General features: G+C 44.7%; 10 protein-coding genes. 3 read left to right on the top strand and 7 right to left on the bottom strand.

The genetic code is table 11. The annotated features are described in order from the left end of the window. Positions 1–162: 162 nt before the first annotated feature. From ilvB to H8S54_RS17640, 3 genes are all read left to right on the top strand, one after another. Positions 163–1,881, top strand: coding sequence for a biosynthetic-type acetolactate synthase large subunit (gene ilvB, locus H8S54_RS17650; protein ID WP_173765163.1), 1,719 nt, complete (start codon positions 163–165; stop codon positions 1,879–1,881). Between the two features lie 99 nt (positions 1,882–1,980). After that, positions 1,981–2,493: an acetolactate synthase small subunit gene (ilvN, locus tag H8S54_RS17645; protein ID WP_021925604.1), complete on the top strand. Its 513-nt coding sequence runs from the start codon at positions 1,981–1,983 to the stop codon at positions 2,491–2,493. Positions 2,494–2,594: 101 nt separating this feature from the next. After that, entirely contained in the window at positions 2,595–3,509 is a 915-nt protein-coding gene (locus H8S54_RS17640; RefSeq protein WP_186901958.1) for a DMT family transporter, read from the top strand. 116 nt (positions 3,510–3,625) lie between these two features. On the opposite strand, the gene H8S54_RS17635 is transcribed toward H8S54_RS17640, so the two are convergent. The 7 genes from H8S54_RS17635 to ade all read right to left on the bottom strand — a co-directional run bounded on the left by H8S54_RS17635 (position 3,626) and on the right by ade (position 12,348). Then, on the bottom strand, positions 3,626–5,536 hold the full coding sequence (locus tag H8S54_RS17635) for an ABC transporter ATP-binding protein (RefSeq protein ID WP_186901937.1): 1,911 nt from the start codon (positions 5,534–5,536) through the stop codon (positions 3,626–3,628). After that, on the bottom strand, positions 5,533–7,290 hold the full coding sequence (locus H8S54_RS17630; protein ID WP_186901936.1) for an ABC transporter ATP-binding protein: 1,758 nt from the start codon (positions 7,288–7,290) through the stop codon (positions 5,533–5,535). Before H8S54_RS17630 ends, H8S54_RS17635 begins: the two co-directional genes overlap by 4 nt. A gap of 16 nt (positions 7,291–7,306) precedes the next feature. Further along, positions 7,307–7,840: a MarR family winged helix-turn-helix transcriptional regulator gene (locus tag H8S54_RS17625; RefSeq protein WP_186901935.1), complete on the bottom strand. Its 534-nt coding sequence runs from the start codon at positions 7,838–7,840 to the stop codon at positions 7,307–7,309. Positions 7,841–8,025: 185 nt separating this feature from the next. Beyond that, positions 8,026–8,298: an acylphosphatase gene (locus H8S54_RS17620; protein WP_021925609.1), complete on the bottom strand. Its 273-nt coding sequence runs from the start codon at positions 8,296–8,298 to the stop codon at positions 8,026–8,028. A gap of 64 nt (positions 8,299–8,362) precedes the next feature. Further along, positions 8,363–9,226, bottom strand: a complete 864-nt coding sequence (hflC, locus tag H8S54_RS17615; protein WP_186901934.1) for a protease modulator HflC — start codon at positions 9,224–9,226, stop codon at positions 8,363–8,365. A gap of 87 nt (positions 9,227–9,313) precedes the next feature. Further along, on the bottom strand, positions 9,314–10,348 hold the full coding sequence (hflK, locus tag H8S54_RS17610) for an FtsH protease activity modulator HflK (protein WP_186901933.1): 1,035 nt from the start codon (positions 10,346–10,348) through the stop codon (positions 9,314–9,316). Between the two features lie 302 nt (positions 10,349–10,650). Beyond that, entirely contained in the window at positions 10,651–12,348 is a 1,698-nt protein-coding gene (gene ade / locus H8S54_RS17605) for an adenine deaminase (protein WP_117853152.1), read from the bottom strand. Positions 12,349–12,350 lie beyond the last annotated feature (2 nt).

The following is a 12,350-nucleotide window of genomic DNA, read 5'->3' as shown; positions in this document are numbered from 1 at the left end:
TTTTGTTGGTCCGGCTCTGTATATTTTTTCAGATTTATTGACACTTTCTTTTATAAAATGTATAATAATTCATGAAGACAATAACGCTCTTACGAGCGTATTTTTTTTATAATAATAAGCCAGTTGCTTCAATTTCTGGCAAGAAGGAGGTAGCATCACCAAATGAAACAGATATCAGGCAATAAATTGCTGGTAAAGGCACTGAAAGAAGAAGGTGTAGAATATATTTTCGGCTATCCCGGAGCATGCACCATTGATATCAGCGACGAACTATATAAACAGGACGATATTACAGTAATCCTTCCCCGCCATGAACAGGCACTGGTTCACGCAGCAGATGCTTATGCCCGTACTACAGGCAAGGTTGGCGTTTGTCTTGTTACAAGCGGTCCCGGTGCCACGAATCTTGTCACAGGACTTGCCACTGCAAATTATGACAGTGTTCCGCTTGTATGTTTCACAGGACAGGTTGCCCGTCATCTGATTGGAAATGACGCTTTCCAGGAGGTTGACATTGTGGGAATTACAAGGAGCATCACCAAATACGGAGTTACCGTCCGTAACCGCGAGGATCTGGGACGTATCATCAAAGAAGCCTTTTATATTGCCCGCACAGGACGTCCGGGACCGGTTCTGATCGACCTGCCCAAGGATGTTATGGCTGAGCTTGGCAGCCCGGAGTACCCTAAGAATGTTAATATCCGCGGCTATAAGCCTAATATCAGTGTTCACATCGGACAGCTCAAGCGAGCACTTAAAACCCTGGCCAAGGCAAAGAAGCCTCTTTTCCTTGCCGGCGGAGGTATCAATATTTCCCGTGCAAATGATGTTTTCCTTGAGGTTGTAGAGAAAACCGGAGTTCCGGTAGTTACCACCGTTATGGGACGAGGTGCCATCCCTACCAATCACCCGCTTTTTATTGGAAACCTTGGCATGCACGGTGCCTACGCGGCCAATATGGCAGTGAGCAACTGTGACGTTTTATTTTCCATCGGAACACGTTTTAATGACCGTATCACAGGCAAGCTCCATGAGTTTGCGCCGAATGCCCAGATTATCCATATTGATATTGATACAGCTTCTATTTCCCGTAATATCCATGTGGATATTCCCATTGTTGCAGATGCCAGAGAAGCCCTTACAAAAGCTTCCGAATACGTAGAAAATTATACCAGCCAAAAATGGCTCAATGAAATTAGCGGCTGGAAGCAGGAGCATCCCCTTGCAATGCGTCCTAATGACCGGTTAAGTCCGGTTGATATTATAAATGAAATTAACCAGCAGTTTGAGGAAGCAATCATTGTAACTGATGTAGGTCAGCATCAGATGCTGGTTTCCCAGTATGCCCAGATTACTCCAGGCAAGCAGCTGATCATGTCCGGCGGTCTTGGAACTATGGGATACGGTTTTCCTGGCGGTGTTGGTGCCAAAATCGGCAACCCTGACAAACCTGTTATTGTCATCTCAGGCGATGGCGGCATGCAGATGAATATTCAGGAATTTGCCACAGCCGTTCTGGAAGAGCTTCCTCTGATCCTTTGCGTATTCAATAACGAATATCTGGGTATGGTACGCCAGTGGCAGAAGCTTTTCTACGGCAAACGCTACAGTATGACCAACCTTCGTTCCGGTGCCCTTTCACGGCGTACCAACGGAGAAGAATATCCTGAATATACACCGGATTTTGTAAAGCTGGCAGAGAGCTATGGTGCTAAGGGCATCCGTGTTTTCAACAAAACAGAAGTGGCTGCAGCGTTTGAGGAAGCAAAGAAGAATACCAAGGTTCCTACTCTGATTGAATTTGTAATTGATCCGGAAGAAATGGTTTATCCTATGATAAAGCCAGGTGGAACTCTGGAAGATCTGATCATGGATTGCTGATCCTACAGAAGAAATTACAATATTAAAGCATTTAAGTAACTATTCAGCAAATACTGAACAGTTACGCATTTAAACACAAATATTCAGGAGGTATCTTCTATGGCGGATAAAGGAATGAAAAAAAGATGGATTTCTCTCTATGTAGAGAATCAGGTTGGTGTATTGTCCAAAATTTCCGGTCTTTTCTCCGGTAAATGCTACAATCTGGACAGTCTCACAGTAGGTACTACAGAAGATCCAACCGTTTCCAGAATGACAATTGCTACGGTAAGTGATGATGAGACCTTTGAACAGATCAAAAAACAGTTAAACCGTATGGTAGAGGTTATTAAGGTCATTGATTTCACTAACACCTTCGTGCGAATGAAAGAAATCCTTTACATTAAAGTGTTCAATTGCTCTTCAGAAGATAAAGTGGAGCTTTTCCAAATTGCAGAAACCTTTAAAGCAAGAGTCATTGATTACGGTAAAGACAGTCTGCTTCTGGAATTTGTACAGACCGCTACCAAAAATGACGCAGTTGTCAAGCTGATCAAAGAAGAATTCGGTCGAATCGAGGTAGTCCGCGGCGGAAGCGTTGGAATCGAATCTATCAGTATGATGGAGCGATAATAAAATTGATCTGCAATAAAACCCCCTCCTTGACGGGAGGGGATTTATATGTCAAAAACCGTATTTTACAGGAGTGATTATTTATTATGAAAAAACAGCAAATACCATTGAAAAACTCACTGCTTCTCCTGCTTACTGCTACCATCTGGGGAATTTCATTTGTTGCCCAAAGTGAAGGCGGTGACGCAGTCGGAGCATTTACCTTTAATGCCACACGAAACCTGATTGGCTCGCTTGTGCTGGTTCCGGTAATCCTTCTCCTTGGCAGACTAAATCCATCCGGCAAGGCTGTAAGCAGCTCTTCCGCATCTGAAGGCAATATTTTTTCCCGCAACCGCACTTTGATTCTTGGAGGTGTTTCCTGCGGCATTTGCCTGTGTCTTGCATCTAACTTTCAACAGGTTGGAATTTCCTATACTTCTGTTGGAAAGGCCGGCTTTATCACAGCCTGCTATATTGTAATCGTACCAATCCTTGGTCTTTTTATGAAAAAAAAATGCAGCCCGTTTATCTGGATGGCAATTGTTCTGGCACTTATAGGACTTTATCTTCTTTGCATTACAGATGGCTTCTCTATCGGCAAAGGAGATATCCTGGTACTGATCTGTGCATTTCTTTTTTCCTTACATATTCTGGTAATTGACTATTTTTCCCCTCATGTAGACGGAGTGAAAATGTCCTGTATTCAGTTTCTGGTTTGCGGAATTCTCACTGCAATACCGGCACTGATTTTTGAACACCCGCAGCTTTCTGCGTTCAAGGGTGCATGGGGTTCCATCCTGTATGCAGGTGTTATGTCCTGCGGAGTTGCCTATACCCTCCAGATTATAGGGCAAAAGAACATGAACCCTACAGTAGCTTCTCTGATCTTAAGCCTTGAGTCCTGTATTTCTGTTCTTGCCGGCTGGATTCTCCTGGGACAGAAATTAAGTGTAAAAGAAATCATTGGCTGTATAATCATGTTCTGCGCCATCGTGTTGGCACAGCTGCCTCAGAAAAATCCAAAAGAAGCATAAAGCATTTTCAGCTGACAGCGTATCATTCTATAAAAAACAGGAAGAACCGCTCTCTATTGTTAATATAGAGAATGGCTCTTCCTGTTTTTGTTATCAGTCTTTATTTCCCTGGCATATCAGCCATTATACAGCTGATAATATTTGCCCTTCTGAGCAATCAGTTCGTCATGAGATCCTCTCTCAATTACACGCCCCTGCTCCAGAACCATAATGCAGTCACTGTTTCTGACAGTAGATAATCTATGTGCAATTGCAAATGTAGTTCTGCCCTCCATCAGCTTATCCATACCGTCCTGTACCAGCTTCTCAGTACGGGTATCAATGGAACTGGTAGCCTCATCCAGAATCAGTACGGGAGGATCTGCAACTGCTGCTCTGGCAATTGCCAGAAGCTGTCTCTGACCCTGACTTAAATTGGCTCCATTATTGCGCAGCATAGTCTGATAGCCATCCGGCAGCCTGCGGATAAATCCATCTGCGTTAGCCAGTCTGGCTGCTGCAATTACTTCCTCGTCTGTGGCATCCAACTTACCATAACGGATATTCTCCATAACAGTTGTGGTAAACAGATTGGTATCCTGAAGAACGATTCCCATGGAGCGTCTCAGATCACCTTTTTTAATCTTATTGATATTAATTCCATCATATCGAATCTTGCCATCCTGAATATCATAGAAACGGTTCAAAAGATTAGTGATAGTTGTTTTTCCGGCTCCGGTAGAACCTACAAATGCAATCTTCTGTCCTGGCTTCGCATACATCCGCACATCATGAAGCACGATCTTATCATCACGATAACCAAAATCTACGCCATCAAGAACAATATCGCCCTTCAGCTCGACATAATCTGTTGTTCCTGTAGCTTTGTGATAATGCTTCCATGCCCAGCGTCCGGTGCGCTTCTGAGACTCCACAAGCTTTCCATTCTCTTCCTTCACATTTACCAGAGTTACATATCCCTCATCGACCTCCGGCTTCTCATCAAGAAGATCAAAAATACGCTTGGCACCGGCAAGAGCCATAACAATGCTGTTAAATTGCTGGCTCACCTGATTGATCGGCTGACTGAAGCTCTTATTAAAGGTGAGGAAGCTTGCCAGACCGCCAAGTGTAAATCCACCGATTCCGTTTACTGCCAGAACGCCGCCGACAATTGCACAAAGTACATAGCTGATATTTCCGATCTGTGCGCAGGTAGGCATCAGAACATTGGCAAATTTATTGGCATTGTTCGCACTCTCAAACAGTTGGTCATTCAGTTCGTTAAATTTACTAAGACTCTCCTCCTCATGGCAGAAAACCTTAACAACCTTCTGGCCCTCCATCATCTCCTCAATATATCCATTTACAATACCAAGGTTCTTCTGCTGTTCCATAAAATACTTACCACTAAGACCTGCAAGATTCTTGCTGGCAACCAGCATAACTCCAACCATGAACAGAGTCACAATAGTAAGCGGTACGTTTAGAATAATCATGCTTACCAGAACACTGATAATGGTGATCACACTGGAAATCAGCTGTGGAATACTCTGACTGATCATCTGACGCAGGGTGTCGATATCATTGGTATAAATGGACATGATATCACCGTGTGCATGCGTATCGAAATATTTAACCGGCAGGGTCTCCATACGCCCAAACATCTCATTTCTAAGATTGCGCAGGGTTCCCTGACTGACATAAATCATCAGCCGGTTATATGTATAGGTACAGCCTACACCAATGGCATAAAAGCAGGCAACTCGCAGGATTGCCATAGCCAGAGGGTGGAAATCCGGTGTCTCTGATTTCAGAAGAGGCAAAATGTACTGGTCAATCAAAGTCTTGGTAAACATAGTACCCTGTACATTGGCAAGAACGCTGACTACAATTCCAATCACTACAAGAATAATATGGATTCTGTAATTTTTAACAATATATGCCAATAGCCTTTTCAGCATTTTGCCTGGATTCTCTACCATAGGACCGGAACGAAAAGCAGCGCCTCCCCTTCCCGGGCCTTTTATAGGTTTATTACTTCTCATGCCTGCTCACCTCCTTTGTTCTCATCGAAATCTCCGCCGCCCTTTATCTGGGAATTATAAACCTCCTGATAAATAGCATTGTTCTTCATTAATTCTTCGTGAGTTCCAAATCCGCTGATCCGTCCCTCATCCATAACAATAATGCGGTCCGCGCTCTGAATACTGGAAATACGCTGTGCAATGATCAGCTTAGTTGTATCCGGAATTTCTTCTGCAAAGGCTTTTCGAATTCTGGCGTCTGTAGCAGTATCCACCGCACTTGTAGAATCATCCAGAATCAGAACCTTCGGTTTCTTAAGAAGCGCTCTGGCAATACACAGACGCTGCTTCTGACCACCGGAAACGTTAGTTCCTCCCTGCTCAATATAGGTGTGATATTTGTCCGGCATTTTCTCAATGAAATCATCTGCGCAGGCAAGCTGACATACGCGCCGGCATTCTTCCTCCGAAGCATCCTTATCACCCCAGCGCAGGTTTTCCAAAATTGTCCCGGAAAACAGTACATTCTTCTGAAGTACAACTGCCACCTGATTACGAAGGCTGTCCATATGGTACTTGCGCACATCCACACCACCAACCTTCACAGAACCGGAGCTTACGTCATAAAGACGGCTGATCAGATTGACAAGACTGGACTTGGCGCTTCCTGTTCCACCGATGATACCAATCGTTTCACCGGCATGAATGGAAAGATTAATATCCTTGAGCACCGGCTCCTTACTGTCTTTCTTGTAGCTGAAATCAACATGGTCAAATACAATGCTTCCATCAGCAACCTCCATAACCGGATTCTGAGGATCTGCAAGATCTGCCTTCTCATTGATAACCTCAGATACACGCTCTGCACTTGCCGCACTCATGGTAACCATGACAAATACCATGGAGAGCATCATCAGGCTCATAAGAATATTCATACAATATGTAAGAAGGCTCATCAGTTCACCAGTTGTCAGACTGCCGCCCACAATCATCTTTGCACCCAGCCAGCTGATTCCAAGAATACATGCATAAACAGTAAACTGCATAACCGGCATATTCATAACAACCAGCTTCTCAGCTCTTACAAACATTTCATAAACCTTATTACAAGCCTTCTGAAATTTAGTTGTCTCATAGTCCTCACGAACATAGGCCTTTACCACGCGCACTGCATTAATATTCTCCTGTACACTGGCATTAAGATCATCATACTTTTCAAATACTTCCCGGAAATATTTGGTTGCCTTGCGCATAATAAACACAAGAAAGCATCCCAGGAAAATGACTGCGATCAGATAAATGCTGGCAATTCTGGCATTGATCATAAATGCCATTGCCATAGCACAGATCAGGCTGGCCGGAGCACGGGTACACATACGCAGAATCATCTGGTACGCATTCTGCAGGTTAGTCACGTCAGTAGTCAGACGAGTGATCAGACTGGCTGTGCTGAATTTGTCAATATTGGAAAATGAATACGTCTGAATATTGGTATACATGGCCTTGCGCAGGTTACGGGCAAATCCGGAGGACGCATATGCTCCGTACTTTCCGCCTAAAATACCTGTAACAAGCCCTGCAACAGCAAGAAGAGCCATAATGGCACCTCTCTGATAAAGATAACTGATGTTTCCTGCTTCTACGCCATGATCGATCATATCTGCCATTACAAGCGGAATCAGTGTCTCTACCACAACCTCCAGTATCATAAATACCGGAGTGAGGAAGGATGCCTTCTTGAACTCTTTTACCTGAGCAAGTAGTGTTTTTATCATCAGGTTCTCCCCTTTCTTATTGTTTCTTAATCACTTTTTTTGGCTCGGTTATTTCTCCTGCCTCCTGGCAGGCTTTGACAACATTTTCCCGGATCATGTCCGCAGTCTCATAAAATTCCTCCAGCTTCTTTTCAGGAATATCGGCGCTAAGTGCCTTCTGGATACGGGCAAAGTTATCAATGATTTCCATCTGAAACTCCATTCCCTTCGGAGTAAGCACCAGACGCTTCAGTCTGGCGTCCCTTGGTATGGATTCACGGATAATCAGCTGTTTCTTCTCCATAGACTGAAGGATTCCGGAAGCTGTGGAACGAGCCATCTGAAATTCCGCTTCCAGATCTTTCTGAAAAACATCTTCGTCTGAATGTCGGTAAAGATAACCGATGATCCAGCCCTGCATCCGATTGATTCCTGCTTTCTCATCCACTTTGGACTGATATGCATTTACAAGACGGCCTATCATCATATCAAGCGTGTGCAGCTCACGTCCAATGTGTCTGTCGGTCCATTCCCCTTTCCCCGGGCCACATTCTTTCTTTTGTACTTCCATATTTCCCTTCTTTCACAGGCATGTGTCCGAGTTCCGCAATTTCCAGCGGTATTCCCTCGTTCACACTTTCACGGCCATAAAAATAGTTCGCACGCGAATTGTTCGGATTCAAACTGTTCGTGTACGAACTATTATAAGTGGTGCTTTTTTAATTGTCAACTATATTTTCTCATCAGCCAGAAGATTCAGCGGGCGTAAAAGCTCCACTCTTCTTCATCAACAGGAAGATCCTCCATCTGGTATTTCTCTATGCGGATAAAGCTCCCGCTCTGGATTTCCTGGATCATTTCTTCAATCTGGGAAAGCTCTCCCTGTACCTCCATCTCTACTCTGCCGTCCCACAGATTATCCACCCATCCGGTAAGGCCATTGGCTCTCGCTGCATTGGTTGCACGATAACGGAATCCCACGCCCTGCACCTGGCCTGAAAAATATATGTGTTTTCTTACTTTCGCCATTGTACGTCACTCCTTATATTCCTTATGATATACGTCTGGCCAGACAGATGCAAGATTTTTTCTTTTATTTTCCTTCAAAAATCTGAGCGATAGGAGAATCTGATGACAGGATAATGGTTTTGTTTCCGCCTTTCATGGATGCCTTTAGCGCATCCAGGCTTCTTACAAAGGAATAGAATTCGCTTCTTTCCTCTTCTCCATAGGCCTGGGCAAGAATTTTCATGTACTCCTGCTCACCTTCTGCCTCCAGAATCTCGGCCTGTTTTTTCGCATCGGAGATCTGAATGGTCGCATCCTTGTCTGTGGCATTTCGGATCACCTTTGCCTCAGAGTTTCCCTCTGCAGTATAGGTAGCTGCAATATTGTCCCGTTCGGAAATCATTCGCTCATAGACAGCTGCCTTATTATCATCCGGCAGATCCAGCCGTTTTGTTTCAAATTTGATCAGCTGGACTCCGTACTGCTCCATGTTATCTCCTATAGCATCCATCACCTGTTCCGATAATTCGCCGTCACGGCTTGTGATCACCTGATCCTGTGACAGACTGCTGATCACATTTTTGGTAGCATTATATACTGCCGTGTTGATCCTGCTCTCGCTGCTTTCCAGAGAACAGTTTAAGGTCTGGGCGAACTTAAGCGGATCCTGGATTCTCCAGAGCACGTAGCTGTCGCTGATCATAGTCTTTTTATCCTTGGTAATTACGTCAGATGCAGCCAGATCGTACAGCAGGGTCTCTTTGGGAAGCGACTGGGTGCTTTCGATAAATGGAATCTTAAAGCTGATGCCAGGCTCGCTGATCACCCGGTCAACCTTACCAAACTGACGGATCAGCTTATATTCATTCTGCTGGGTTACCGTCACCGATGCACCAGCCAGCGCCACAACTGCGATTCCGATTATTACAGCAATATTTTTCATCTTCATAATAGTCTCCCTCATTTTTCCTATATGGTGATATCACGCAAAGGCTATCTGTCCCTTTTGCTTCTATGTACAGGTTCTGAATTTCCTTTACTTTTCTGTATCTGTATTCTGGGTATCCGTATCCAGCGTATTCTCTGCGGCAAAGGAATCCACAGGCAGTATTTTCTGAACGCCGTCCCCGTTGTCAATAATAATCTTCATTTCAGGAAGCACTTCTTCCATTGTCTCATAAAACATACGGATTTTCGTGGTCTGCGGGTTCTTTACATATTCCTCATACATTGCATTAAACCGGGCAACCTCTGCCTCTGCTTCATTGATACGAACCTGCTTCTGTGCCTGGGCATCCTGGACGATCTGGTCTGCCTGTGCCTGGGCTTCTGGCAGCTTCTCGTTTCGGTATTTGTTGGCATTGTTCAAAGCAGTTTCTTTTCCCTGCTTGGCAGTCTCCACAGCCTTAAAAGCTTTCATAACTTCCTGTGTAGGCGGCTCCGAATCCTGGATGGTGATATTTACAAGCTGGATTCCAATATCCTGTTCCTCCATCTGTTCCAAAATCATCGCTTTGATCTTGCTCTGGATCTCACCCTTTCCTGTGGTAAGAACCTCGTCCACGTTATAACTTGCGATCACAGTACGAATGCAGCTTTGGGCAATATTATTCAGGATTTCCTCCGGTTCTCCGGATGCGTACAGGTATTTCACCGGCTCGGTGATCCTGTATTCCACAAAGAAATCCACATCAATAAAGTTATAATCAGAAGTGATCATAATGCTCTCACTTTCCACAACCTCATTGTTTACCACGCTGTACCCGATTGGAAAACCCTGGATGGTGGTGTTTACCTTCTGGATTTTCTGTACCAGCGGCAGCTTGAAATGAAGTCCTGTTTCCGGCACTGCCTTGGGAACCCCAAAGGTAGTCAGCACAGCCTGTTCCTGCTCCTGGATCTGATAAACAGAATCCTTCACCAGCCCGCTTAGGATCACCAGTCCCAGGGCTCCTGCCACCAGATACTTTACCCGCTTTCCTGTTTTGTTTTTTGGATTTTCAGGAACTTTCGACGGCTCTTCTGATGGGTTTACGCTTTCGTTTTCAAACTCCTGATTCATTTCGCTCATGTTTTCTCCTCCATACGTTTTCCAAACCATAATCGTTTCCAAAGAAAAGAAAAAGACTTTTATTTCAGGCACATGTTTCATGCCCCAAATAAAAGTCTCGCTGATTTCTCATAATGCGGGTATTCTTAATCTACCGTTCTGACGCATTTATGAACCATTTCGTAGAAAAACCTGTCTGGTTCTCTCTTCGTGGCCGCTACTCCCTTTTCTTTGATTGGTATCATATCATCTCTTTTATGAAATGTCAAGAAATATTTTTACACTTTTTATATTATCTTTATTTTGTATGAAAATTCAGTCTTTTAATAAAAACTTCCGTTTTCTACATCATACACGCCCCGAGGAGTGATGCGGATCTGAGGGATTACTGGAAGTGCCATAAAGGACAGGGTGATAAAGGGATCGTGGCCTTTTTTTACTCCCATATCATGAGCCTTCTGAATCATTCTTTTCAGCGTGGCATTGTCTTTCTCAAATCCTTTGTCGCTCATCAGTCCCATAACAGGCAACGCCAGGGTATCAAATACTTTATGATTTTCCACTATGGTATAACCTCCCTGGGTGCGAATCAGTTCCCGCACGGCAAGCTCCATATCCTCATCATTGTCGCCGATTACAATAATATTGTGGGAATCGTGGGATACACTGGATGCGATAGCGCCGCCTCGAATGCCAAAGCCGCCGATCACGCCTCTGCCGATTTTTCCCGTTGCCTTGTGGCGCTCTACCACTGCAATTTTCTGGTAGTCATCGTCTGGCTGGAATTCGCATGGACCATCGGAAGCTTTCAGGGTTCCTTTTCTGGTTGTGATCTGTCCTTCCTCACACAGGATCACCGGGAAAGTACCGTCTTTGGATTCCAGATGAAAGGCTTCTTTTGAAAATTCTGCCACATGCACGGTGTTTTTCAGTTCAGACGCACATGGTTTTATAACAATATTCTCATTTTTATCTATTAATTGTCCTTTGTAGTACACGTCTTCAACTTCTACATTTACAAGATCAGAAAGAACAAGAAGGTCTGCCTGTCTGCCAGGTGCTATTGCCCCTTTGTCTTTCAATCCATAGCAGTTGGCGGCATTGATGGTTGCCATTTTGATTGCGGAAACCGAGTTCATGCCTAGACGGATTGCTTTTCGCACGTTGTGGTCAATGTGGCCTTCCTGCTGAATGTCCTCAATGTGCTTGTCATCTGTGCAGAAACAGAAGCCCTCGCCGTTCATTTTTCTCTGTACAAGGCCGCCTACAAGCGCTTCCAGATTCCGGGCTGCACTGCCCTCGCGGATCAGTATGGTAAGGCCATTTCTTCTTTCTCTCATGGCATAGTCAAAGAAGCTGCATTCATGGTCTGTTGCAATTCCCGCCATGGCGTAGGCCTGAAGGTCCCCTTCCACCAGAAACGGTGCATGACCGTCCCGGATCCTGCCTTCAAAAAGCTCCAGCTTGTCATGCATGCCCTTGTCTCCCTGTACCACGGAAATGCTGTCCATCACCTCGCCAAGCCCCAGAATACGGCTGTTGTTCAGATAAGGAGCCATATCCTGTGCAGTAAGTGTACAGCCGTTATCGTCGATTCCGGTCGCCGGAACACAGGAAGGCATCATCACGTACACATTTGCCTTTACATCCTCCGTCTGTTCCAGAATATAGTCAATGCCGGCAAGACCGGATACATTGGCAGATTCATGGGGATCCACAATAAAAGTGGTGGTTCCGTGGCGGGAAGCTACAGTCACCAGCTCTGCGGGCGTTACCAGCGTGGATTCCAGATGCAGATGGCTGTCAATAAATCCAGGACAAACATATTTTCCGCCAAGATCCCGTTCTTCTTTGCCCTGGAAGCTGCCGATTCCTGCTATGATCCCATCCTGAATGGCAATGTCTCCGCGAATGATCTCTTCTGTAAAAACGTTGATAATTCTTGCATCTTTTAACACCAGATCTGCTTGTTCCAGACCTCTTGCGATTCTGGAATACTGCTGATATTTTTCCAAATTCATAT

The organism is Blautia segnis, assembly GCF_014287535.1.
Classification (GTDB): domain Bacteria; phylum Bacillota; class Clostridia; order Lachnospirales; family Lachnospiraceae; genus Blautia_A; species Blautia_A acetigignens.
The sequence above is the reverse complement of the archived record's forward strand: the minus strand, read 5'-3'. Positions and strand labels throughout refer to the sequence as shown.